Origin of the sequence: Aquimarina agarilytica ZC1 (genome assembly GCF_000255455.1) — a bacterium.
Lineage (GTDB): Bacteria > Bacteroidota > Bacteroidia > Flavobacteriales > Flavobacteriaceae > Aquimarina > Aquimarina agarilytica.
The window spans coordinates 57,811-80,495 of the sequence record NZ_JH621262.1 but is presented as its reverse complement, the minus strand read 5'-3'; the positions used below and the strand labels follow the sequence as shown (position 1 = coordinate 80,495).

The window sequence follows — 22,685 nt, the reverse complement described above, 5'->3', positions numbered from 1 at the left end:
CTAGCAATCACCATTATATTAATGCTTTTATGCGAAAATATTAAATTAAAATCGTATTATACCCATATGTGATCCATTTAACAAATTCTTACCCAATAGTTTATATTTTTTTTGCTCAACTATAAATTGATTATAATTTAAATACTATGGGGTGATTGGTTTAAAAATTGCAGTATATAATACTATTTGCGGCTCAAGAAATTACCGTAATTTAAAACAGTAAATGATGTGTAAATAAAACAGCTACAAACAAAAAAGAGCTAACTCACTATTAGTAAATGAATTAACTCTTTTTATTCGTGACCTCGGCAGGATTCAAACCTGCAACCTCTTGAGCCGTAATCAAGTGCACTATTCAGTTATGCTACGAGGCCTGTTTTGGTGGGTGCAAATATAGTTTCTTTTTTTAGTTCTACAAACATTATTTGTGCATATTTTTACAAAAAAATAAAATAACATTATGAATTTAGAAATATACATTCGAGATATTCCTGACTTTCCTAAACAAGGTATTGTTTTTAAGGATATTACTCCAATGTTAGGAGATCCTACCGCCTTTAGTTATTGTGCAGAGAGTTTAGTAAAAATGGTAACACAGCCTATAGATAAGGTGGTTTGTATGGATGCGAGAGGGTTCTTTTTTGGGGGGTTATTAGCAGAAAAACTGAAAGCAGGTTTGGTACCTGTGCGTAAAAAAGGAAAATTACCTAGTGCTATTATTGAGGAGGCTTATGCATTAGAGTATGGTGATGATACGTTGCAAATTCATATTGATGGTATTAATAAAGGAGATAAAGTATTAATACATGATGATGTTTTGGCAACAGGAGGTACGGCAAAAGCAGTATGTAATTTGGTAGAGCGCCTTGGTGGTGAGATTGTGCAATGCAACTTTATTATCGAACTTGGATTTTTAAAAGGAGCAAAAAAATTAAAAGTACCTGTTAAAAGTTTACTTACTTATTGATTTATTGCTTTTTTTGTTATAAAAGCCCTCCAGCCAATGATGGCCAATTGAAATTTTGAAGCTTTAGTAAGGTCTAATTGACGTTTGCTAAAGCTAGGGAGAAGGAGTTTATTAATTTTAGCAAGGAATTGGTACATATCTTTTTTTTTGCAAAATTATAAAATAAACCTAAATTTCTTACAAAAGTAGCCACTGATTTGTGGTCGGGGTTTATTTATAAAATTGCTGGCTTTTTTGTTTAAAGACTTTTAAAATGAGTTCATGGTTTTTATTTCTGAAATTTGAGCTAAAGTTTTTATCAGTCAACATACAGAAATACACAAAAGTGAGTACTTGATCAGGAGGGATGTTGTAGGTATTTGATAAAAAATCTTTCTTGTAAAAATAAATTACATCTTCAGCTAATTTGGTGTCATGACCCCATTTGCGTTTTCCTTTAAGTCGTTTATAGTAGCCATTGATATGCTTTTGTAAAGCTTCTAAATTTATTGAAGTAATTAAGCCGTAATTAAAGGTTTCTAGCAATGTGGGTATATGTTCTTGTTGGATACCTTCGTAAACAGGTAGACCAATATCTTTAGCTGATCTAGGTTTTTGGAATGGGATTTTTAATAGATCGCTTTCTAAATTTCCAGAAAGATTGTGTGAGGCTATGGTTACTTCTTTCAGTTCAGTAACGCGTTCTTTTAGTTTTACTGTAATGTGATTTTGATGGTAAATAGAATCGTTAACAACTAATAGTTTGTTTTTATAGCTGATACCATTAAAAATTAAAGAGTCGTTTTGGTGTACTAAAATTTCAAATTGCCCCTTGTTGTCAGTGATCGTATTTTTTGAGGTACTTTTATTAGTTATATGAATTCCCGAAACATTAAATTGAGTATTTGTAATTTGACCAGTTAATACTTTTGCTTTATTTGGGGGTTGAGCCCAACCAGGTGAAAAGATAAAAAAAAGGAATGGTAGCATATATTTGAAAAATTGATATGCTACCATTTTGTTTAATTCGGGTTTAATACGATTTACTAATAAGTATTTATTTTTTAGTGGTTGCTATTATAGCACCATCTTTAGCTTTTTTTCCATAAATACTAATTGCGGTAGCGGGTTTTAAATTATCAACCTCGTCCAGTTGGTCCGATTTGGCGAGTTTGTTTAAGGTGTCAAAATCAGTTTCTTCTCCATCAATAATAATGAGTTTATTAATATTAGGATTGTTTATGAAATTGAATTTGGGAAGTGAATTTCTAGATTTTTTGTGTGATTTGGTATCTCCAGATTGTTTATTAGCTTCTTCACCTTCGTGAATAAAACCATTGGCAAATTCTTCAAAGTCAAATTCAGCATTATTTAATAAATCTCTTAATTGATCACTACTAAAAGAAAAAGAAAAGGGATGTTCCGATAAAAAGGAGTCAAAGGATTCATTTGCTTTTTCAAATTCGTCCATAATAGCACTTATTCGATCCGATTGTAAGTTACCTTTAGTGGTGATATACAATGAACCATTTTTACTACCTAATTCCAAATCAGCAATAGGAACGTTGGATGACATGGCATAATTACTTTTTTGACTCCCTTTTTGGAGTAAAATTTTGATGCCTATAATTTCATCCTTCTCATTGTAGTTTACTTCCGAAATATCAAGTTTTAGTTCATTTTGCTTAAAATAAGCAATCAAATCTTCAAATTGTTTTTCGGTAGTATTTTTAGAAATTGTACCAATTACCTCTTCAGCAGTTATTTGCTTGTAGGTTGTGGTAGTGTGTATGTTTGAATTCGCATAAGTGCTATACAAAGCACAAGAACTAAAAATTAATAAGCATAATCGTTTCATGGCGCTGTAGTTTTTGTTTTGTTTCTGTAACTTATATACGAAAAAGCCTAAAATATGTGACAAATTTTTAGTGATTGAATTTATTTAGTTGTTTGGAATATAATTTTTTAAGGCTACATGTGTGGCTGTTAATGGTTTTTGTAGACTTTTGAAATACAGTATTATAAATTTATTTTTTCAGAAAATATGTAGTGTCTTAGGTAGAGTTTGTTGATTGAGTCTGGGTATATTTTTTCTATATTTGTTGCTTCAAAAAAAGAATCTATGAGTGTTTTTTATATTGTTGTTGGACTAGTTTTATTGGTTGTAGGCGGGGAGTTTTTGGTGCGATCTTCGGTAGCATTGTCTTTTAAATTCAATATTTCTAAAATGGTCATAGGGCTTACGGTGGTCTCTTTCGCGACATCGGCTCCAGAGTTGCTGGTTAGCTTACAAGCAGCCATGGATGGGTATTCATCAATATCATTAGGGAATGTAATAGGATCTAACATAGCTAATATAGGATTGGTTTTGGGTATTACAGCTATTTTAGGTTCGTTGTATGTAGAACGTGATTTTTTTACCATGCATTGGCCTTCAATGATAGTCTTTTCGGGGCTACTTTATTTGTTTTTAGTTAATGATAATGTATTGTCTTTTTACGAAGGAGGGATGCTATTAGGAGCAATTATTATTTTTCTGGTAGTGTTAATTAGAAGTGCTAAAAGAAGTTCATTAAAAGGAGAGGAATCTGTAAGCGATGAAGTTGATGAAAATTTAGAAAGTGTTTCATTTTTTAAAATTATGATGTGGTTACTCATTGGAGGAGCGGCTTTATATTTTGGTTCGGAATTATTGGTAAAAGGAGCCGTTGATTTGGCTACATTAATGGGAGTTAGTGAGCGCGTTATAGCGGTAACTATGATTGCGGTAGGAACAAGTGTGCCAGAGTTGGCAGCTTCAGTCATAGCGGTATTAAAACAAGAAAAATCAATATCTATAGGGAATTTAATAGGTTCAAATATATTTAATATAGGTTCTGTACTAGGAATTACTGCTTTGGTACAACCAATTAAAGTGGAAAGTGCTCAAATTGTTACCAATGACATCTTTTGGATGTTGGCTTTTGCACTTGTTTTATTGCCAATTACATTACTTCCACAAAGGAATGAAATAAATAGGCTAAAAGGAGGAGTGATCTTTTTGGGGTATGTAACCTTTATAGCCTTAACCTTTTTAAAATAGAAATTGAGTAGGATATAGTACGAGTAAATGGATTATGAGTATATTAAGCTATTGATTAATAGTATTCATAACTCGTGAATTTTAAATTAGTAGTATTTTTTGTTTTAATTATTTCTTTGAGTAGAGCTTGTTCTGCTCAAGGCTGGAAAGTGGTTGCTCAAAAAAAAGGGATACTTATTGAAAAAAGTAGTAAAACCAAAAATGATACCTATCATTTTAGAGCAACAGCAAAAGTAAAAGCTTCACTAGTCGAACTGGAAAAATTAGTTGAAAACATTCCTAATTATTCCAATTGGTTGTATAAATATGAACTTGCCGAGGTGTTGGAAGCTTCGGGAAACATTCATGTTTTTAGAGCAAAAATACTAGCGCCATTCCCACTGAAAAATCGAAAACTTCAAATTAAATTAATTAAAAATAAAACAGAAGACTTTGTAAGTTACCAAATGCAAGGTATACAGGTAGCCGATGAACAGTTTTGTATAGCATGTGAGGAGGTCGTAGGGATTTCTGGTAGTTGGGAATTAAAAAAAATAACAGATCAATTAACAGAGGTGAGAAATACCACAAAAGTGATCGTTGATTTGCCCTTGCCAAAGAGTTTGCTTTATCCTTTGTTTTATAGAGCACCTCAAAAAAGTTTTGAAAATCTTTTGAAAATGTATCCATAAAAAAAAAGGCTTTCAAATAAATGAAAGCCTTTTCAATATGTTGCTTATTGTACTGATTAAACTTTAGCAGTTTTAACAGTTTTGATAATACGTGCAGCAATTTTGTATGGGTCTCCGTTTGAAGATGGACGACGATCTTCCAGCCATCCTTTCCATCCTTTTTCCACAGTAATAATTGGAATACGGATAGAAGCTCCACGGTCAGATACTCCATAACTGAAATCAGTAATAGCAGCAGTTTCGTGCTTACCAGTTAAACGTTGATCATTGTATGCTCCATAAACATCGATGTGTTCTTTAACAAATGGACGGAAAGCCTCACAAATAGTTTCGTAAGTTTCTTTAGATCCACAAGTTCTTAACGTAGTGTTAGAGAAGTTAGCGTGCATACCAGAACCATTCCAGTCAGTATCACCAAGTGGCTTAGGGTGCCATACAACTTGTAAACCGTAAGACTCACCAATACGCTCTAATAAGTAACGACATACCCAGATTTCGTCACCAGCTAACTTAGCTCCTTGTGCAAAACATTGGAATTCCCACTGTCCAGCAGCAACTTCAGCGTTAATACCTTCAACATTTAATCCAGCTTCTAAACAAACGTCTAAATGCTCTTCAACCATATCACGTGCAAATGCATTTTTAGCACCTACAGAACAGTAAAACTGTCCCTGTGGAGTTTGGTCTCTTGGGAAACCAACAGGTAAATTAGTTTCTACATCATATAAGAAGTACTCTTGCTCAAATCCAAACCAGAAATCATTATCATCATCTTCGATAGTAGCACGTGCATTATCTGCATGTGGTGTACCATCAGCATTTAAAACTTCTGTCATTATTAAATATCCACCTTTACGTTGTGGATCAGGATAAATAGCAACTGGCTTTAATAAACAGTCAGAATTTCCACCTTCAGCTTGGTTAGTAGAACTTCCGTCAAAAGACCACATTGGGCAATCTTCTAATTTTCCACTAAAGTCATCAACAACTTTAGTTTTACTTCTCATACTAGCAGTTGGCTTTGTACCATCTAACCAGATATACTCTAATTTAGCTTTACTCATAATAGTATATAAAACAATTAAACTTTACTCTTGGAGCGCAAATATAGAAATATTTACGTAGTACTACTTAATTTTTATCATTCAAATTAAGTAAGCCAATTATTTTTTTATTAATCTTAAAAAAAAAGGTGTCTTTTTGATAAGTTTTGATTTTTTTATAAAAATTAGTTCGACCGTTTATTTTTTTAAATATTTTTTTTCAAGTTAAGTTTCATTGATTAGGTGCCTTATACAAGGAGTGTATATCATATTATGTATTCAATTTTTTTTTACGTTTTTGTATTATAGTATCTTTGCAAACCAATACCTGATTTATGAGTCAAGAAGTTAGTAAAAGATATGCGCAACGAGGTGTTTCTGCCTCAAAAGAAGATGTACATAGCGCCATAAAAAACATTGATAAAGGTTTGTTTCCTAAGGCCTTTTGTAAAATTGTGCCCGATTATTTAACAGGGAGCGACGATCATTGTTTGATTATGCATGCCGATGGAGCAGGAACAAAATCATCATTGGCTTATATGTATTGGAAACAAACAGGTGATATTTCTGTTTGGAAGGGAATTGCACAGGATGCGTTAATTATGAATATTGACGATTTGTTGTGTGTAGGAGCTACGGATAATATTATGTTGTCTTCAACTATAGGTAGAAATAAAAATTTAATTCCCGGTGAAGTTATTTCGGCTATAATTAATGGGACGGAAGAACTGCTTGCAGATTTAAAAAAACATGGAGTAACTATTCATTCTACAGGAGGTGAAACAGCCGATGTAGGGGATTTAGTGCGTACCATTATAGTGGATTCAACGGTTACTGCTCGTATGAAAAGAGCCGAAGTAATTGACAATGCAAATATTCAACCAGGTGATGTTATTGTCGGATTAGAGTCTTTTGGTCAAGCTACTTATGAAAGTGAGTATAATGGCGGAATGGGGAGTAATGGCTTAACATCTGCGCGTCATGATGTATTTGATAAAGAATTAGCTTCTAAATTTCCTGAAAGTTTTGATGCGGCAGTGCCCGAAGATTTAGTGTATTCCGGAAAAACAAAATTAACAGATGCGGTTGAAGGCTCACCAATAGATGCGGGTAAATTAGTGCTTTCGCCTACCCGAACGTATGCGCCAATTATTAAGCAAATTTTAGAAAAATATACTAGTAATGATGTTCATGGAATGGTGCATTGTAGTGGAGGAGCACAAACAAAAATTCTTCATTTTATAGATCAGCATCATATTATAAAAGACAATCTTTTTGATGTGCCGCCTCTATTTAAATTGATTCAAGAAAATTCTGGAACCGATTGGAAAGAAATGTATCAGGTATTCAACATGGGACATCGAATGGAGTTGTATGTGAATCCAGCTGTAGCTGAAGATATAATAGCCATTTCGAAAAGCTTTAATGTAAATGCACAAATTGTAGGTCGTGTAGAAGCATCTGAAACTAAAAAATTAACCATTAAGAGTACTTATGGTACTTATGAGTATAATTAGAATGAGTATCTGATTTTTTAGAAAAGTAGTTAAAACTATGCACTTAGTGCTTTTAGCTTTTAAAAATAGTATAAAGAGCTATTGGTAGTTAGCTTTTAGCTGTTGGCTTTTTAAATATTTATAAAAGAGCTAATGGCTGATAGCTAAGAGCAAAAATGGATGTTTAAAAAGATGTCGATTTTCAGTCCATAGTAGTTCATTTTGGTATAGATTTAGAATAGACTCACGAGTAAGTGAGTCTATTTTTTTTGTGCTATTTCTATTTCTTAACGTAATTTTGAGTGATGGGATTTGTAAAGTGTATAAAATATGTAGTTTTTGTAGTATGTATAGTAAGTTGTAAAAAGCAACAAACGTTTACTTTGGTTGCCGAAAAAGAGGCAGTCTATCTACCACTCCCTCAAAAAGTGATTGCTCCTTTAGATAATCAAATGACTAAAGAGAAAATAGCTTTAGGGAAATTATTATTTTTTGATCCCATTCTTTCCGGAGAAAAGAACGTAGCCTGTGCTACATGTCATCATCCAAAAAATGGTTATACTGAATTTAGAGACCTTTCAATTGGTGTAAATGGGAAAGGCTTTGGAGCAGATCGAAAAATGGTCAAAATGGATAGTATGTTGTCATTTGTAAAGCGAAATGCACATACTATTTTAAATACCGCTTTTAATGGCATTTCGGAAACAGGAAAAATTTCTATTAAAAAAGCTCCTATGTTTTGGGATAATAGAGTGGAAAGTTTAGAGACACAAGCGCTCGAGCCTATAAAATCCCTAGAAGAAATGCGTGGATTCAGAATAGCAGAAAAGGCTATTTTAGATTCCATTGTTTTAAGGTTAAATAGCAATAAGCGATACAAAGAATTGTTTAAAAATGTTTTTGATACCAAAGAAATTAAAGCCACTCATTTAGGTAAAGCCTTAGCTACTTTTGAACGGAGTCTAATTACTCCAAATTCGCGTTTTGATCAATTTTTAAGGGGGAATGATCAAGTGCTCTCTCTTTCTGAAAAAGAAGGCTTTAAAACTTTTAAAAGAGTGGGTTGTGCTAATTGTCATAATGGTCCTATGTTTTCCGATTATAAATTACACACTTTAGGAATGGTGGAAAATGAAAAATTGACATCACCCGACAAGGGAGCGAATAATCAGTTTCAATTTAGAACACCAACATTGAGGAATTTACAATTTACAGCGCCATATATGCACAATGGGAAGTTCAATAGTATAAAAAGAGTATTGGAATTTTATGAGGAAATCGCAGGGAAAAAAGTAAAAAACCCTAATGTAGCAGTAAAAGATTTAGATACGTTGATTAATAAAGTGATTATTACAGCAAAGGATATTAATTTGATTGAGTCTTTTTTGAACTCGTTAAATGATACCGATTTTGATAAAGAAGTTCCTAAATCCGTACCTTCAAAATTACCTGTGGGGGGTGATATTTAAAAAAAGTAAATTGTACTAAGTGTATTAAGAATCTAATCTTGGTACGTATTTCTTTACATAGAGTGATCCTAAGTCTTTATCGGATACTTATGATTTTTTTATGATATTTATAGGTAAAATCCTACTTGTTATAAGTTGAAAGCGATGAAATTATGCCTAGTATAGTGTTTGAAAACCGATCACACCAAGCACTATGTTTTTACTTAAAAAATCAAGGTTATTATTAAAATTAGTTATTGCGTTGTTTTTTACAAATGCAGTAATACAAGCTCAAAACTGTAGCGATGGGATTCATAAAGGGGAAGGGACATTTTATGGAGGAGTAGCAGGAAGTTCGGGAGGTAATTGTGGTTTGCCAGTGCCTGCCGATGATTTTTTACATTGCGCATTAAATACAATTGATTATAACGGAAGCGAAGCATGCGGAGCCTGTATTGAGGTGGAAGGAACAAAAGGAAAGTCAATTGTGTTAAAAGTAGTTGATCGTTGCCCCGAGTGTAAGGAGGGAGATGTTGATTTACACGAAGATGCTTTTGCGTTAATCGATGATCCGATTTCGGGTCGGATTCCAATTACTTGGAAATATGTTTCTTGCCCATTAAAAAATGACAACAAGTTTATACATATCAACTTTAAAAGTGGCTCTACTAAATATTGGACAGCTATTCAGTTAAGGAATATTACTCAAGCTATTAAAACATTAGAATATAAAGATGCCAGTGGTAGTTGGGTTGCAATTAATCGAGTTTTGTTCAATTTTTTTATAGAAACTAAAGGAATCGATACCCCAATGACGCTTAGAGTAACTTCGGTTTTGGGAGAACAATTGTTATTTGACAATGTTGATATTGATGTGGATAATGATTTTAATACGAATCAGCAATTCGAGAATTTATGCGATGAGGTTGTATTGTCAAATTTTCAGCCAACATATACGGAGCAAATAGTACAAGCTACTTTTTTAGAGAATGAAATTAAGCTAGATATTCCTTCTCAGGAATGGGAAATATATGATATGTCAGGTAAAAAAGTAAGTTCGGGTAAGCAATCCAACAGAATAGATATTTACTTTTTATCTAAAGGAATTTATTTTTTGAGAGTTGATATGCATAAAACAATTAAGTTTTATAAAGATTAAACCCGAATTATTAAGAAAATAGATGCGGTTAAACCCGAATTATGCATTGAAACTTTGTCATGAGGCTGTGATATACAATGAATACTAGTGTTTTCTTAATTTCAGCATAGCACCGTTATGGTTAAATTAAAAAATACAGTTTACGATAGTATTTGAAGTAGATCGCAGACGTAATAGATTTTTTAATGCATAATTAGGGTTTAATAAAAAAGTTTAAAGCACATCATTGGATACCTCACATAGGGCAAGTATATTTGCAACTTGTAATACCAATTTTATAATATCATAACAATCAAGTAGTATGCAAAACGGATTATACGCTAAATTCAACACTACAAAAGGAGCGATTTTAGTCAATTTAGAGTTTGAAAAAACACCAGGAACAGTAGGTAATTTTGTTGCTTTAGCAGAAGGGAATTTAGAAAATTCAGCTAAACCTCAAGGGGAAAAATATTATGATGGATTAAAGTTCCACCGTGTAATTCCTGATTTTATGATACAAGGAGGCTGCCCTCAAGGAACCGGTACCGGAAATCCAGGTTATAAGTTTGATGATGAAATTCATCCAGATTTAACACACAGTGGTCCTGGAATATTGTCAATGGCTAATGCTGGTCCTGGAACAAACGGGAGTCAATTTTTTATTACGCATGTTGAAACAGCATGGTTAGATGGGAAACATACCGTTTTTGGGAATGTAGTAGAAGGTCAGGATATCGTTGATGCTATTGCTCAAGGTGATTCCATTGAAACTTTGGAAATTGTAAGAGTAGGAGCAGCAGCAGAAGCTTTTAATGCGGTTGAAGCATTTAGACTATTTAATGGAGCAAAAGCAGAAAGAGAAGCGGCAGCAAATAAAGAAGCTGAAGCTTTGATAGCAGATTTAGCTGTTGGTTTTGATAAAACCGATAGTGGATTACATTATAAGGTAATCAATAAAGGAAGTGGAGCACAAGCAGAAAAAGGAAAAACCGTATCAGTACATTATAAAGGATCATTACCAGATGGTACTGTATTTGACTCTTCATACAAACGTAACGAACCTATAGATTTTCCATTAGGAATGGGGCATGTTATTGCTGGTTGGGATGAAGGGATTGCTTTGTTACAAATAGGTGATAAAGCTCGTTTTGTAATTCCTCCGCATATCGCATATGGAGCACAAGGAGCGGGAGGAGTAATTCCACCTAATGCTACTTTGGTTTTTGACGTTGAGTTAATGGATGTGAAATAATATAATAGTTTAATTATATTCTTAAAAGCCCTAGATGGAATTTTTCTATCTGGGGCTTTTATATTTATGGCTTTATGTAAAAAATAATTAAGATTAATGTTTATGTTTGTTTTTAAAATATTAAAAATGAATAGGTTAGTGTGTATTTTTTGCTTTATTTCAATTTCCTTTTATGCTCAGAAAGATGAATTAGCTATAATTTCATGGAATATTCAGGATTTTGGAAAAACAAAGAATGAAGAAGAAATTATGCGTATTGCCAAAATTGTAAAAGAGGCAGATATAATAGCAATACAAGAGGTAGTTGGGGGATATGGAGGTCCGCAGGCAGTAGCACGCTTATCAGATCAATTAAACCGAATGGGAGATAAATGGGATTATGCCGTGAGTAATCGTACGGATAGTCCTAAATATATGACAGAACGCTATGCTTTTATTTGGAAAAATAAGTTTATAAAAATTAAGGATAGGGGTCGTTTAATGCAGTTGGATACGATTGTTTATAGGGAACCTTTTATACTAGATTTTTATGTTGGGGAGAAAGAGTTTTCAGTAATAAATTATCATGCGCGCAGACATAATTTAAACCCTAAAGAAGAAATTCGTCCCATACTTAACCAAATTAAAGATGCTGTTATTAAACCAATGTTTTTGGTCGGTGATTTTAACTTAATTCAAAATGATCCTATTTTTATAGATTTTATTTCTAATGGTTATGGAGTGGCACTAAAGGATCAAAAGACAGTGTTAAAAAGATCGTGTAAAAATAGTGAGTATTTACACCATGCCATTGATAATATATTTTATTCTTCAAGTATTGATGTGTTGAAAGCTAAAGTCATTGATTACATAGGTTTTTGCGATCGATTAACTTTAGCTAGAGAACTTTCGGATCATTTGCCCGTTTTTATAAAGTTTAAGTTTCATTAATTGTTAAGGATGAATTCCTTAATAAGCTTATCCATATCAGAAGGTAAATTGGCTTTTTTTATTTCAAATTGTTTCACGCCCATTTTGGTGAGCCAATTTTCCCAATATATTTTAATGACATCTTCTTCATAAGGGTTTTTCTTATTTGGATTAATCCCTAAAACAAGTATTTCCAAATTAGATAGTTTATTTGTAGCGGGTATAAAGCCAAAATTTTCTTTTTCAAAACGAGTTTTCCATGTAGGAGTATTTAGTTGAAAACTTTTTATGGTTTGTGGTGTTAAATAGGTGGTTTGATTGGCTTCTCTAATTTTTGAATTTTCATGATAAATATAGCCATCTGTTAAAATGATTAGTATATTTCGGTATCCAGTTTCAATACAATAATCTTTAGCTTTATTTTTAAAAAATTTCCAAGTATCCGAGCCTATATATCGGTTGTCATTAATAGCCAGTTCATATATTTTTTCGGGAAATGTAGCATATGCTTTTTTAATTTTATCTAAAATTTCAAGTGAGGCAGTTGCTTTTGTGATTTCAATTTTTAAATTTTTTGAGAGTAAGTTTATTTCAGGATTTAAAGGTTCAGGGTCAAAAAATAGTTGAATTTTATCGTTCATATCCTTTACTTTTTTTGTGCGTAAATGAGTATCAAATGACTTGGCTACAGTTTTTATATAAGCGGCATCTCTTTTATAAAAATCCATAGTAGGATTAGGGTGTTTTTTAGGATCAATTCGGTCCGATAAATCTAATAACAAGCTTATGTTTAGGTTGTTATTATTTGTTTCCTTTTTTGAAACCGCAATATTTTTTTTTAGAACAGTCTTGTTTTTGTCGCAATGACAGCATGATGCTACTAAGGATGAGATTATTACAATTGAAGTGAATATAGGTTTCATAAGCTTAGTTTTTAGGGAATAATAAGTGTTGAAAATCGATATTGTTGAGTTGATGTTGTTCTAAATGAGTTTTAGAAACTTCTTCACATTGTTCTAGTAATTCTGTTTTTTCTTTGTGAGGAAGTGCTATTTCAGCACTTATGGCTTGATACCATCCTTCTTTATATTGGTAGTGATAGTGTAAATATTCTCTAATAGGAAAAATAAAACCATCAATTTTGGATTGTAATTGAGAAATTTCTCCATTAATGGTTGTTAACTGCTGTTTTACTTCATTAATTTTTTCAATTAATGCCTCTTTTTGAAATACAAGATTCTTTAATTCTTCTTTTTTAGTTTTAATAAAAGCCTTGATTTTATCTATGTTTTCATACTCATGCATCACAAAGTCAAAAACTAATCCCCATATGATATAAACCACAAAACCAGCAAAAATAATTCCCCAAAAATTGACACTTTTTAAAGCAATTTCGGGGGTGAATTGTTCGCCTAAAATGGCATCATATAAAAATATCTTACGTTCAATTAAGTAGGCGAGTATAACATCAAATACAAAAGTTAATAGGAGGAGTGAAACAATTTTTAAAGAAGCTTTTCTACTTTTTCTTTTTTGAAACATGTGAATTAAATAGCCTAATCCCATAAAAACGAAGGGAAGAGTTCCCACAAAAATAGATTCTAGCAGGCCATCGGAAAGAGCTTTACTCAATGCATTTGCATCAAAAATAGCAGCGCTTAAGTTGTCATTTTCGAAATTTTTAAAAAAGCTGGAATATGAAGCCGAAATATAAAAAACAAAAAGATAAATAGTGATGGGAGCTAATAAAAACAATCCAATATAAAATTGCGCTTTTGGTTTTTTGTCAGTGGAAATACCATAGGAATTGGGGTTTTGTTTGGCGTCAATAATTTCAAATTTTTTAGTTTTGATACTAGAATTGATCGTGTTTTGTTGTTCTTCAAAAATACTGAGCGCTGTTTCGCGTTTTTTTAGTTCTGTACGTTGTCTTTCTTGTTCTTCTCTATAAGGTTGTTTTATACGCTCTTGTTCTATTGATTGTTTTCGGCATTGTTCCTCAAAACTATTATATAAATTATTAAGCCCAACACCAAAGGTAATGGGTCTGCCCGAAGCTTTTTTTGAAGCGCCAAAGCCAGTTTGGTAATACGTGATTCTAATTTGTTCACGGTCTTCTTCTTTATCTTCTGAAAAGTCAATTCTAGGTGTTTTGTTTTTTATTGTAAATAGTTTTTTTATGGACTCCATGCTTAGTTATTTATATGGTTAATAATATCTTCTTTACTAACACCTTCTTTTACACAATCAAGTAGGTATTCTGAAAGGGTATCAATATTTTCATCAAGGAATTCAAATTTTACACAGTATTTTTTTAAAGTATTGCGTTCGTCTTCGGTAATAATTTCGTCGGCCCAAATCATTCGAGCCAAGTCATATAAATACTCAATGCGTTTATCTAAACTTTCGGGAATACTAGATTCGTGATGGACAGGGTTCAATAGTAATTTTTGAATTTCTGATTTAGGAATACCACGTTCTTCAGCAAAATGATAAAGCATATTAAGTTCCAGTACATCAAAATTGTCATCGGATAGGGCCATTTTGTAAAGGCGTAGGAAATGGCTTTTTAGTTCGGCCGAAATAGTATCGTTTTTCATGTGTTTGTTGGTGTTAGTTGCATTTACAGCCATCTCCAATTCGCCATTTACAACATGGATCATTTTCGCAAGCTGATTTTCTTTTTCCAGAGCAACCACAGTTAGCAGTTGTAGCGCATATAGGTTTAGGTTCTACATTGTTTCCAGGCTCTTCACAGGCTATACCGTCATTATCTAAATCTAGTTTTGTGAAAAAAATTGGATCACTATCAAAAGCAGCTTGAGCTTCATTTTGAGAAGGGTAATTAGCACAGTTGGTTTTTTGTTTATTAAATGAAGAGGAGTTGTTAATTGCAGAAGAATCTTCATCGTTAGAACAAGAATTCACAAAAAACAGAAATGATAAACCAGTAATAATGAGAAAAAGAATATTTTTAAAAATCATGATTTTTGTTTTTTTTTAAGTGAGTAATAATTCGAGTATCTATTTCATTTTGTTTAAAAACAAAATGGTTTACAGAAATTAAGAGTAGACCATCTTCACTGTTTATTAGATTGTAATTAGGGCGACAATGCTTAAAGCGAAATTTGAATGCCTTCAAACCAGAGATTATTCCATTCCTTTTAGTCATGTCAAAAACAAAATGAGAACAGCTTTTTTTAAAGAGACATTTACCTCTAATTTTTTTAGGAATTATTGCCCAATAAATTTTGATGATTAATAAAAGAGAGTATTTCATTATGCCTCTTTTTTAAAAACAATCATTTGTCTTGAAGTAGTGTAATCAGGTTTAGCACCACTACCAAAGCATCCACCATTATCAGGTTGCACATAAGTGATTACACTTTCTAAGCGAACATATTTCCAACCTTTATTTGAGAAATTTTTAGTAATTTCTTCTAGTTGTTCAGCTACATGTTTAGAGTTACCTTCTTTAGAATCTATTGAGGCAACAAAAGGTATTACTTTGTATTCCATGGTTTTAGTTTTAGTTGTTCAAACTTAAAACCATTGTAAATGTGTTTGTTACGGAATTCCGTAAAAGGAAAAAATCCCTTAAAAAATTAAGAGATTTTAAACAAAAGTTCTAGAGAATAATTAGCTTTAAAAGATTATGCATAAGCAGTTAATTTCCATGTTACACCTTGGTTGTTATAAGGAGGAAATTTTTCGCCTTTACTTAATGGAATTGTGGTCGAAGGTGTACTGAGTGATTTCCATACACCAGATTCAGGACATTTTTCACCAGTTTTTCTTGTTGTTCCTAACGGTTCTTTAGCCATAATTATAAATTTTAAATGATTGAATATTTTAACCGTAAATGCATTAATAGTCAGTTATTTGGGGTGTTCATAGTTAAGTGTTTTTTGTCTCATTTTTAATTTAAAATACTTCTATTGTCTTGTAATTTTTTTTCAATTATGAGTTTGCTCTCCTGGTACTCTAATGCTTCAGCTTTCATTGTCCAATGTGTTTTTAATCCTAATTCTTCTATTTTGGATCTTATTTCAGAAAGGGTAATAGAGAAGAATTCTTTTCTGTAATTGACTTTGTTAAGTCTATTTATATCAAAAGCTTGATGTAATTTTTTTTCTAAAGTGGGTGCATCTTCTGAGTGAATCATGGCATGTACATCAAAGGAAAAAGGAACTGAAGCATCACCTAACTCTTTGATTCTGTCCAAAGGTTCTAATCTTCGGGTAAGACCTATTTTCAATACGTTTTCACCAAATGAGCCTACATTTGAAATTACATATACGTGACCACGTTTAGTTTGTTGAGCCATTGACATGGCGCGTTGTCCTTTGGCTTCAGCTTCCAATAGTTGTTGCTTTATTTGTTCTAATTCTTTTTCAAATTTAACTTTGTCCTCTAGTGCAGCTTTTGATAGTTTTTCTTCAATTTCCTTTCTAGCAGTTTCCAGTAATTTTTCTTCTCTTTCAGCTTCTTTTTTAGCCTTTTCAAAATCTCTTCTTGCTTTTTCTTCTTCGCGCATAGCCTCTCTAATTTCTCGCTGTTCTAGTAAATCCTGTTTCTTTATTTCATGAATTGTGACACTAATTTTTAACTTTTCCATAATTGCATCAAAATAACGTTGTGTAATATGTGTGTTTCTAAAAGGAGCTGCATTATGGTTTACTATATGAAAAGCATCATTTAAAGTTTGTTGAAGTTTTCCAAAATTGTCATGCTTTACTTTAGATAATATGGTGTTAACTTTTCCATTAAAGGCATCTAAAACAAATTCAATAGCTTTTTGTTTTCTTAAAGGTTCCGAATAATCGGAATTAGCCGCTTCATTATTTTTAATAATTGATTTTATTAATGTATTTGTTTGTTTAAGTTGTTGACCTGCTTTCATATGGCTATAATCTTCAGCAAGATCATCTATTAATGAGTGATTTGGAATTAAATAGTCATCCCCATAACCGTTAATAATATTTTTCATTGCAGCTACAGTAGCTTCGTACTGCTCTGCATTTTGTTTGATTGTCCAAGCTTCGGCAGCTATTCCTTGTGCTTTTATTTTTGATTCTTTTTCTATTTTAGATGCAATTGTATATGCGTTTTCCAATATAGTTTCTGCCTTTTTTTTGATTCCTCTTGCTTCTGTTCTAGCTTCTTTTTTAATAAATTCTGCTTCTAGGTAGGAGGCTGCTACAATTTCTTCCATTTCAGCTGTGACGTCGTACAGTTCCTTTTTTATATCAATAATAGCTTGATATTTCTTTAAAGGCTCCGCAATTTTTTTATATTTCGAATATTCATTTTCTAATTCATCAAATTGCTCTTGTAGTATTTTTAAGTTTTCACTAGTAATTTTTAGGGCATTTAGTTGGATAATTAATTCATTTTTTTTGAGATTTAGTTGATCAATATTTTTTTTAAGTTCTAAATTTTCTTTGGTTAATTTTTTTTTCCTAAAAATCATTGCTATTAGTATGACAATGCATATGATTAAAGCAGATAGTATATTGTTTTCCATTTCCTTTTTTTATGATATTAAACTTTTAAATCTTCTTAATCCTCCCAACCACAAATTGTTCGGCCAATTTTTCTAGCTTCAGATTTAGAGACTTTGTAAATTTTGGTAGTACAACTGTTTAGTCCACGACAATTGGGGCTAAAATGATAACGCTTGCTGCCCTTTCCTTTGCATATGTATACTTCGGTGGTTGTTTTTATGGTAGCAGCGGTTAAGGAAAATAATAGGATTGCTAGAACACTAATTTTTTTCATGATGTTTAGTTTATATGTTGTTCAAAACTAAACTCATTGTAGGTGAATTCTTTGTGGAATACCGTAAAGGAATATTATATATGAGTTTTGTAAGTAATTGTAGTTGAATTAAACAATGTTAGAGGTGTTTTTAGGAATAATGTATGCTTAAATTAGCCCATCTCCTTGGGCGATAGCTACTAAATGAACTGTATTTTTTGCATTAAAAGATATATATAGCTTTTGTAATCTTTTTTCAATGGAGCTAACACTACTTGGTTTTATGTTTTTTTGTTTAAATAGTTCAGACACTTCTTCCTTGGTTAGTCCTTGGGAAATATAGGTTAGTATTTTTTTATCATAATTTTCTAATACCTGTAAATCATCTTTTTTTATACGTTGCTCTAATTCAAATGGGAAATAAGCATCGCCTTGATGTACTTTTTTTACTGCACTTGTTAATTCTTTTAAGGCGGATCGACCTTTAGGAATAAAACCATTAATGCTATAATTAGTTATCAGCTGTTTTATTTTTGATGGACGATTTTCCATAGAAAATACAATTACTTTAATGCTTGGTTGGATGTTTTTAATAGCTTCAATTAATTCCGTTCCCTTAGTTAGTTTTTGAGTACGGTGGTCCTTTGTAAAGGAAAGGTCGGTAATTAATAGCTCAAAAGGAGCATGATCAAGTTGTGCTTTTCTGAATTTTAAAAAAGCATCATCACAATAAAAGGCACTTTCTACATGAGTAATTTCTATATCTTGTAATAATAATTGAACTAGTTGTTTATTGTTGGTGTCAAAATCTTCGGCTATTAAAACTTTTTTAAACATTAAGTGTTGATTTTAAGTAGGTATTTTAAATGTAATTTGTAATCCTTTATTTGGATTACTTTCAAAAGTAAAAGTTCCTTGTATGCTTTTAATACGGTTTTCCACATTTTTTAGGCCTGTGCCTAATACCATTTCTTTTTTTAAAAATCCTTGTCCGTCATCCGAATAGGAAATATAAAGTTTCTCTTTTTTTAAGTTAAAGTTGATCTGTACAACTTCAGCGTGACTATGTTTTTTCATGTTTACCATCAATTCATTTAAAACACGAAAAATGGTTTCTTTTTTAATAGGATTTATTTTATTCCAATAAATAGTTTTAATACCATTAATTAGAATGCTAACAGTATTGGTTTGGTAATCTTCCAACATACCTTGTAATTCCATAATATATCCCGAACCGAGATCAATTTCACTAATTTGATGCGAAATATCACGGGTTTTTTTATAAATATGATCTAATTTATCAATATAGTTTTGAGAATTAGGAGTGTTTTCATTTTCAACCTGAGCCATTACTTGGAAAATACCATTGGCAACTTCATCATGGATTTTTTTTGAAATTCCTGTTTCAGTTTTATATACTGCTTGTAATTTTTCTTGTTCATACCTTTGACGTACTTGTTTTCGTTTTTGGAAAGTGTGATATATGTAAAAGGTAAGTATCAAAAATGCAATTACAGCAAGTAGTGCATAACGGGTTTTTAACAATTGCTCATAATTGTTTTTTTGCTTTAAAGTTTCATTTTCTTCTAAGGCTTGTTTGTTATCATATTTAATTTTAGCGTATTGGTTTCTCACTTTTGAGTGGGCTAGATCTAAACTATCTTTTAGGTGAATATATCGGTTCCTAGATTGCGTGTCTTTGGGGTGTATATTCATCATAATTTTTAAAGCTTTCAATTCCCCATTAGGGTGTACTGCTAAGCGAGAAGCCTTAGTTAATTGATTGGCATAGTTGATCGCTTTTTTAGGATTTTTATTTGAAAAATAATGGGCTAAATGCTCATAGCTATCTATTAATCCTTTAGTGTTATTTTCTTGTTTTCGAATTTGGAAAGCTTTATTTAATTCATTTTCAATGTTTAATTTTGGGTTTTGAAGCCATTTTGCATAAGCTAGATTATCAATAATCAAAGCTTTATCTTGTATTTTTTTAGTGCCGTTTTGATCGATAGAATTGTAAATAGTAATAGCTTTATGAAATTCTTTCTTTTTAATATAAAGATTGGCAAAGTTGTTCAAATATATAAGTAGACTTCTTTTGGAAGTAGCTATGGATATAGCCTTTTTATGGTTCTTACTAGCTTTTTCAAATAAATCAAGTTTGCTGTAATTTCTAGCAATTAAGTCATATGCAGAAGCTATATATTTTGAGTCGTTTTCTTGGGAAAGAAATTTTAAAGCTTCGGTACATGAATTAATACTTTCATGATAGTTTATTGATTCGTATTGCATATAAGCTAAGTCTAATGAGCGTTTACCAACATTACTACTATCGTGTAATTGTGAGAAGTATTCCTTAGCTTTTGTCATATGGTAAAAAGCACTATCTTTTTGTTTTACTATAAATTCATTATAATAACTGCTGATGTAGTGGGATTTAGCTTTGAAATAATTAGAATTGGTGTTTTGTGAATAAAAGTTGAGTAAGTTGTTGAAGTGGTTGAGTTTCTGGTGTTGATCTAAATCAGAATGAATTTGTACTTTTCTTAAAATTACAGCTAAAGTACTGGAGTCTATTTTTGTTTTATCTATATGTTTATAGGCTTTATTGATTTTAATTAATCGATGATGATATGATAATTCTTTATTTGTGCTTTCATTGTAGTAATAAATGAGTGAGTCTTTATTGGTCTTATTAATAACTAAGTTTTTTTTTCTTTTACAAGAAATTTGGACTAAAATAGAGAAAATTAAAAGTGTAAAATATTTCAATAGTTATAATTAGCTGTTGGTTAGTAAATTAAATTTACTAAAAACAAATTATTAATTTATAGTAAAAAGTAAGAGACTGTCTTTTATTGACAGTCTCTTATAAAATTTAGAGTTGATAAACATTAAGAATTAATCAGAAGTAGGTTTTTCTCTAACATCTCCTTCCCCTTCTATTGATTGTTTTTCAAATCGTTCTATTTCTATATCATCTTCGGTAACTTTTTCAGGATTACAAGAAAATAATGAACTAGTAAATATTACTGCTATAACGGTTACTTTTATAAAATTTTTCATTTGTATCATTTTTAAAATCGGCCATAGGAATGGCTGTCTGGAGATTTTTTCCAGATTAGATTCATGTTAGAAACACGATGTCCCTTTGGTTTTGGGAAGAAGGGAAAGGCTAATGCAGTAATAGTGTCAAACTACTTCCCTTTAGTGATAACTATACCACATTATGGCTTTCCGTAACAACAAGTTTTGTACAATAGTTATGTTAGCAATATATAACTGGAACTTGTTGTTGGTACAAATGTATAGCAGTGTAAAACCTTTGTTAGTAAGGGATTCCGGTGTATTCCGATAATTCGAAAGATTTCGGTAAATTACAGTAGATTCCGATAATTAATAGGTTGTGATTCTGATGAAAACTGATGTAACATATAAAAAAGAGATTCTTGAGAAGTATAAACGAGGGGATTCAGATTACTTAAAAGAACTATCACCTGCTAAAATAAGAAGGGATTGTCTTTTAAAATACGAAGAAGGATTAGTGAAGAAAGATGAATTGAAGTTTTATGCTTTTTTTAATTTAGAGGAAGAAGGAAGTACACGTGATAACATTAGAAGAATTAAGGAAATAGATATTGATAGGTTTAGGCCTTTTAAAAATTTTTTAATAGGAAAAACATCGGATACCCTACATGATAATATTGAGTTGATAGCTATCTTAATTAATTTTGAGCCTAGGCCTTTAAATAATTATAGAAATTCGGAGTCAGTAGGAGCTATAGATCATGTTTTTGATGAGCAAGATCAGTTTGAATTGAGTAATAAGTCTATTGATATAAAAGAATCAAGATCGATACACAAAACTTTGTTAGTGGAGGATGTGAAAAAAGAGGACAAAGCAAAGTTTAAAAAAGAAATATTAGTAGCTGGTTTTGGTATTACAGCAGTTGTCGTATTTATTTTAATAACAAATTTCTCAAAATTAAAACCAGCAGTAACTGTGCATACTCAAAAATGCATGATTTGGAAAAATGATAGGTATAAAATAGCTTCATGTCATCAACTGATATCATCAAAAACATGCAATGCACCTATAGCCTATAATGAAGTTAAGTTTAATCATTTCAAAAAAATAGAGGTTTCAGCTGCTTATCCTTTTTTTTCAGAAACAAATCAGCCACAGGTTTGGTATCAAAAAAAAGGAAAATATGAAGTAGAATTTTTTTCGGCTCCAGGAATACATCCATTAACCTGTAAAACATTAAAGCCAGTTACAGCATATATTGTAGAAAAGTATGTTCCAGTCCATAACATTAGTGATTCTAGTTTAGAATCTTTAGTTAGGTGACTTAATGCTGTAGGGAAGTGTAATTGTTGGCTCTTAATGTATTAAAAAAATAAAAGCGGCTAAATTCAATTGAATTTTGCCGCTCTTAAGTTAGTTAGTGGTTGTTGTTTTTAAAGAGTTTGTCCTTCCTTAAATGTCATCAAAACTTACATTTGTAAAATCACTAGCTTTATCATCTGTATTGGCTGTTTCTAGCGTAGTGTTTTCTGTTTCGTATGATTTTTGGTAATCTTTTTGGTGACGTTCACTAATCACCTCAAGGCCTTTTTCTTTAATGACATAATCAGTCATCTCATTTAAAATTTCGGTAAATCCTTCAAAATCTTCTTTGTATAAATAGATTTTGTGTTTTTTGTAATGAAAGGAACCATCGTCATTAGTAAATTTTTTACTTTCTGTAATGGTTATGTAATAGTCATCAGCTTTAGTTGCTCTAACGTCAAAAAAATAAGTTCTTCTTCCTGCTCTTAAAACTTTAGAAAAAATTTCTTCTTTCTCCATCGTTCCGTAATCCCCCATAATATTAATTTCTAGTTTTGGTTAATTATTGTTACTCAAAAATGAAAAAAAAACTTATAGAATCAAA

General features: G+C 31.4%; 26 protein-coding genes and 1 tRNA gene. 9 read left to right on the top strand and 18 right to left on the bottom strand.

Annotated features, from left to right (window positions below):
- Positions 1-300: 300 nt before the first annotated feature.
- Positions 301-374: transfer RNA gene (locus KQA_RS0210915), tRNA-Arg, on the bottom strand.
- An 86-nt stretch (positions 375-460) separates the two neighbouring features.
- On the opposite strand from KQA_RS0210915, the gene KQA_RS0210910 reads away from it, so the two are divergent.
- Positions 461-967 carry an adenine phosphoribosyltransferase gene (locus KQA_RS0210910; RefSeq protein ID WP_010181040.1) on the top strand — a complete coding sequence of 169 codons (507 nt, stop codon included), beginning with the start codon at positions 461-463 and terminating at the stop codon, positions 965-967.
- On the opposite strand, the gene KQA_RS20765 is transcribed toward KQA_RS0210910, so the two are convergent.
- From KQA_RS20765 to KQA_RS0210895, 3 genes are all read right to left on the bottom strand, one after another.
- Positions 961-1,104 carry a hypothetical protein gene (locus KQA_RS20765; RefSeq protein WP_010181038.1) on the bottom strand — a complete coding sequence of 48 codons (144 nt, stop codon included), beginning with the start codon at positions 1,102-1,104 and terminating at the stop codon, positions 961-963. The genes KQA_RS0210910 and KQA_RS20765 overlap by 7 nt on opposite strands.
- 73 nt (positions 1,105-1,177) lie before the next feature.
- A complete protein-coding gene (locus KQA_RS0210900) occupies positions 1,178-1,936 on the bottom strand; it encodes a carboxypeptidase-like regulatory domain-containing protein (protein ID WP_232285886.1) in 759 nt (252 codons plus the stop codon).
- Between the two features lie 67 nt (positions 1,937-2,003).
- Positions 2,004-2,804 (bottom strand): hypothetical protein, encoded by an 801-nt coding sequence (locus KQA_RS0210895; protein ID WP_010181033.1) that lies wholly within the window; start codon positions 2,802-2,804, stop codon positions 2,004-2,006.
- A gap of 264 nt (positions 2,805-3,068) precedes the next feature.
- On the opposite strand from KQA_RS0210895, the gene KQA_RS0210890 reads away from it, so the two are divergent.
- Positions 3,069-4,028: a calcium/sodium antiporter gene (locus KQA_RS0210890; protein ID WP_010181031.1), complete on the top strand. Its 960-nt coding sequence runs from the start codon at positions 3,069-3,071 to the stop codon at positions 4,026-4,028.
- 74 nt (positions 4,029-4,102) lie between these two features.
- On the top strand, positions 4,103-4,699 hold the full coding sequence (locus KQA_RS0210885; RefSeq protein ID WP_010181029.1) for an SRPBCC family protein: 597 nt from the start codon (positions 4,103-4,105) through the stop codon (positions 4,697-4,699).
- Between the two features lie 56 nt (positions 4,700-4,755).
- On the opposite strand, the gene KQA_RS0210880 is transcribed toward KQA_RS0210885, so the two are convergent.
- On the bottom strand, positions 4,756-5,763 hold the full coding sequence (locus KQA_RS0210880) for a glutamine synthetase beta-grasp domain-containing protein (protein WP_010181027.1): 1,008 nt from the start codon (positions 5,761-5,763) through the stop codon (positions 4,756-4,758).
- A gap of 314 nt (positions 5,764-6,077) precedes the next feature.
- Here KQA_RS0210880 and KQA_RS0210875 point away from each other — a divergent pair, with 314 nt between their 5' ends.
- From KQA_RS0210875 to KQA_RS0210855, 5 genes are all read left to right on the top strand, one after another.
- Positions 6,078-7,259 carry an AIR synthase related protein gene (locus tag KQA_RS0210875; protein ID WP_010181025.1) on the top strand — a complete coding sequence of 394 codons (1,182 nt, stop codon included), beginning with the start codon at positions 6,078-6,080 and terminating at the stop codon, positions 7,257-7,259.
- Between the two features lie 284 nt (positions 7,260-7,543).
- Positions 7,544-8,707 carry a cytochrome-c peroxidase gene (locus KQA_RS0210870; RefSeq protein ID WP_010181023.1) on the top strand — a complete coding sequence of 388 codons (1,164 nt, stop codon included), beginning with the start codon at positions 7,544-7,546 and terminating at the stop codon, positions 8,705-8,707.
- A 193-nt stretch (positions 8,708-8,900) separates the two neighbouring features.
- Positions 8,901-9,845, top strand: coding sequence for an expansin EXLX1 family cellulose-binding protein (locus KQA_RS0210865; RefSeq protein ID WP_010181021.1), 945 nt, complete (start codon positions 8,901-8,903; stop codon positions 9,843-9,845).
- A gap of 301 nt (positions 9,846-10,146) precedes the next feature.
- Complete coding sequence (locus tag KQA_RS0210860; protein WP_010181019.1) at positions 10,147-11,079, top strand: peptidylprolyl isomerase; 933 nt, start codon at positions 10,147-10,149, stop codon at positions 11,077-11,079.
- 126 nt (positions 11,080-11,205) lie between these two features.
- Positions 11,206-12,009 carry an endonuclease/exonuclease/phosphatase family protein gene (locus tag KQA_RS0210855; RefSeq protein ID WP_157366653.1) on the top strand — a complete coding sequence of 268 codons (804 nt, stop codon included), beginning with the start codon at positions 11,206-11,208 and terminating at the stop codon, positions 12,007-12,009.
- Here the strand turns inward: KQA_RS0210855 and KQA_RS0210850 are convergent.
- The 12 genes from KQA_RS0210850 to KQA_RS20260 form a co-directional block, all read right to left on the bottom strand.
- Entirely contained in the window at positions 12,006-12,911 is a 906-nt protein-coding gene (locus KQA_RS0210850) for a hypothetical protein (protein WP_010181015.1), read from the bottom strand. The genes KQA_RS0210855 and KQA_RS0210850 overlap by 4 nt on opposite strands.
- 4 nt (positions 12,912-12,915) lie before the next feature.
- Positions 12,916-14,178: a hypothetical protein gene (locus tag KQA_RS0210845; protein WP_010181013.1), complete on the bottom strand. Its 1,263-nt coding sequence runs from the start codon at positions 14,176-14,178 to the stop codon at positions 12,916-12,918.
- Between the two features lie 2 nt (positions 14,179-14,180).
- The gene (locus tag KQA_RS0210840) at positions 14,181-14,651 is read right to left on the bottom strand and encodes a hypothetical protein (protein ID WP_232285885.1); all 471 of its coding nucleotides are present in this window, start codon (positions 14,649-14,651) and stop codon (positions 14,181-14,183) included.
- The gene (locus KQA_RS19590; protein ID WP_010181009.1) at positions 14,602-14,973 is read right to left on the bottom strand and encodes an excalibur calcium-binding domain-containing protein; all 372 of its coding nucleotides are present in this window, start codon (positions 14,971-14,973) and stop codon (positions 14,602-14,604) included. The genes KQA_RS0210840 and KQA_RS19590 overlap by 50 nt, the downstream gene beginning before the upstream one ends.
- Complete coding sequence (gene yidD / locus KQA_RS21015) at positions 14,963-15,268, bottom strand: membrane protein insertion efficiency factor YidD (RefSeq protein WP_010181007.1); 306 nt, start codon at positions 15,266-15,268, stop codon at positions 14,963-14,965. Before yidD ends, KQA_RS19590 begins: the two co-directional genes overlap by 11 nt.
- Positions 15,268-15,507 carry a hypothetical protein gene (locus KQA_RS0210825; protein WP_010181005.1) on the bottom strand — a complete coding sequence of 80 codons (240 nt, stop codon included), beginning with the start codon at positions 15,505-15,507 and terminating at the stop codon, positions 15,268-15,270. The genes yidD and KQA_RS0210825 overlap by 1 nt, the downstream gene beginning before the upstream one ends.
- A 134-nt stretch (positions 15,508-15,641) precedes the next feature.
- Positions 15,642-15,812 carry a YjzC family protein gene (locus KQA_RS20265; protein ID WP_010181003.1) on the bottom strand — a complete coding sequence of 57 codons (171 nt, stop codon included), beginning with the start codon at positions 15,810-15,812 and terminating at the stop codon, positions 15,642-15,644.
- Between the two features lie 95 nt (positions 15,813-15,907).
- A complete protein-coding gene (locus tag KQA_RS0210815) occupies positions 15,908-17,515 on the bottom strand; it encodes a DUF4041 domain-containing protein (RefSeq protein WP_029209561.1) in 1,608 nt (535 codons plus the stop codon).
- 35 nt (positions 17,516-17,550) lie between these two features.
- Complete coding sequence (locus KQA_RS0210810; protein ID WP_010180999.1) at positions 17,551-17,769, bottom strand: hypothetical protein; 219 nt, start codon at positions 17,767-17,769, stop codon at positions 17,551-17,553.
- 147 nt (positions 17,770-17,916) lie between these two features.
- Positions 17,917-18,585 (bottom strand): response regulator, encoded by a 669-nt coding sequence (locus KQA_RS0210805; RefSeq protein ID WP_010180997.1) that lies wholly within the window; start codon positions 18,583-18,585, stop codon positions 17,917-17,919.
- Positions 18,586-18,597: 12 nt separating this feature from the next.
- The gene (locus KQA_RS0210800; protein WP_010180995.1) at positions 18,598-20,520 is read right to left on the bottom strand and encodes a tetratricopeptide repeat-containing sensor histidine kinase; all 1,923 of its coding nucleotides are present in this window, start codon (positions 20,518-20,520) and stop codon (positions 18,598-18,600) included.
- 129 nt (positions 20,521-20,649) lie between these two features.
- Positions 20,650-20,823: a hypothetical protein gene (locus KQA_RS20260; RefSeq protein ID WP_157366652.1), complete on the bottom strand. Its 174-nt coding sequence runs from the start codon at positions 20,821-20,823 to the stop codon at positions 20,650-20,652.
- A gap of 340 nt (positions 20,824-21,163) precedes the next feature.
- Between KQA_RS20260 and KQA_RS0210790 the strand changes: the two genes are divergently transcribed.
- Complete coding sequence (locus tag KQA_RS0210790) at positions 21,164-22,099, top strand: hypothetical protein (protein WP_010180993.1); 936 nt, start codon at positions 21,164-21,166, stop codon at positions 22,097-22,099.
- A gap of 129 nt (positions 22,100-22,228) precedes the next feature.
- Here KQA_RS0210790 and KQA_RS0210785 read toward each other — a convergent pair whose 3' ends face one another.
- A complete protein-coding gene (locus KQA_RS0210785; RefSeq protein WP_010180991.1) occupies positions 22,229-22,618 on the bottom strand; it encodes a PUR family DNA/RNA-binding protein in 390 nt (129 codons plus the stop codon).
- Between the last annotated feature and the right edge of the window lie 67 nt (positions 22,619-22,685).

Excerpts from the sequence above, each read along its gene's own strand:
- KQA_RS0210880 (WP_010181027.1), bottom strand. The coding sequence starts at position 5,763 with ATGAGTAAAGCTAAATTAGAGTATATCTGGTTAGATGGTACAAAGCCA.
- KQA_RS0210845 (WP_010181013.1), bottom strand. The coding sequence starts at position 14,178 with ATGGAGTCCATAAAAAAACTATTTACAATAAAAAACAAAACACCTAGA.
- KQA_RS20265 (WP_010181003.1), bottom strand. The coding sequence starts at position 15,812 with ATGGCTAAAGAACCGTTAGGAACAACAAGAAAAACTGGTGAAAAATGT.
- KQA_RS0210810 (WP_010180999.1), bottom strand. The coding sequence starts at position 17,769 with ATGAAAAAAATTAGTGTTCTAGCAATCCTATTATTTTCCTTAACCGCT.
- KQA_RS0210860 (WP_010181019.1), top strand. The coding sequence starts at position 10,147 with ATGCAAAACGGATTATACGCTAAATTCAACACTACAAAAGGAGCGATT.
- KQA_RS20260 (WP_157366652.1), bottom strand. The coding sequence starts at position 20,823 with ATGATACAAATGAAAAATTTTATAAAAGTAACCGTTATAGCAGTAATA.
- KQA_RS20765 (WP_010181038.1), bottom strand. The coding sequence starts at position 1,104 with ATGTACCAATTCCTTGCTAAAATTAATAAACTCCTTCTCCCTAGCTTT.
- KQA_RS0210785 (WP_010180991.1), bottom strand. The coding sequence starts at position 22,618 with ATGGGGGATTACGGAACGATGGAGAAAGAAGAAATTTTTTCTAAAGTT.
- KQA_RS0210875 (WP_010181025.1), top strand. The coding sequence starts at position 6,078 with ATGAGTCAAGAAGTTAGTAAAAGATATGCGCAACGAGGTGTTTCTGCC.
- KQA_RS0210910 (WP_010181040.1), top strand. The coding sequence starts at position 461 with ATGAATTTAGAAATATACATTCGAGATATTCCTGACTTTCCTAAACAA.
- KQA_RS0210870 (WP_010181023.1), top strand. The coding sequence starts at position 7,544 with ATGGGATTTGTAAAGTGTATAAAATATGTAGTTTTTGTAGTATGTATA.
- KQA_RS0210815 (WP_029209561.1), bottom strand. The coding sequence starts at position 17,515 with ATGGAAAACAATATACTATCTGCTTTAATCATATGCATTGTCATACTA.
- KQA_RS0210895 (WP_010181033.1), bottom strand. The coding sequence starts at position 2,804 with ATGAAACGATTATGCTTATTAATTTTTAGTTCTTGTGCTTTGTATAGC.
- KQA_RS0210850 (WP_010181015.1), bottom strand. The coding sequence starts at position 12,911 with ATGAAACCTATATTCACTTCAATTGTAATAATCTCATCCTTAGTAGCA.
- KQA_RS0210805 (WP_010180997.1), bottom strand. The coding sequence starts at position 18,585 with ATGTTTAAAAAAGTTTTAATAGCCGAAGATTTTGACACCAACAATAAA.
- KQA_RS0210840 (WP_232285885.1), bottom strand. The coding sequence starts at position 14,651 with ATGATCCATGTTGTAAATGGCGAATTGGAGATGGCTGTAAATGCAACT.
- KQA_RS0210855 (WP_157366653.1), top strand. The coding sequence starts at position 11,206 with ATGAATAGGTTAGTGTGTATTTTTTGCTTTATTTCAATTTCCTTTTAT.
- KQA_RS0210890 (WP_010181031.1), top strand. The coding sequence starts at position 3,069 with ATGAGTGTTTTTTATATTGTTGTTGGACTAGTTTTATTGGTTGTAGGC.
- KQA_RS0210865 (WP_010181021.1), top strand. The coding sequence starts at position 8,901 with ATGTTTTTACTTAAAAAATCAAGGTTATTATTAAAATTAGTTATTGCG.
- KQA_RS19590 (WP_010181009.1), bottom strand. The coding sequence starts at position 14,973 with ATGATTTTTAAAAATATTCTTTTTCTCATTATTACTGGTTTATCATTT.
- KQA_RS0210900 (WP_232285886.1), bottom strand. The coding sequence starts at position 1,936 with ATGCTACCATTCCTTTTTTTTATCTTTTCACCTGGTTGGGCTCAACCC.
- KQA_RS0210825 (WP_010181005.1), bottom strand. The coding sequence starts at position 15,507 with ATGGAATACAAAGTAATACCTTTTGTTGCCTCAATAGATTCTAAAGAA.
- yidD (WP_010181007.1), bottom strand. The coding sequence starts at position 15,268 with ATGAAATACTCTCTTTTATTAATCATCAAAATTTATTGGGCAATAATT.
- KQA_RS0210790 (WP_010180993.1), top strand. The coding sequence starts at position 21,164 with ATGAAAACTGATGTAACATATAAAAAAGAGATTCTTGAGAAGTATAAA.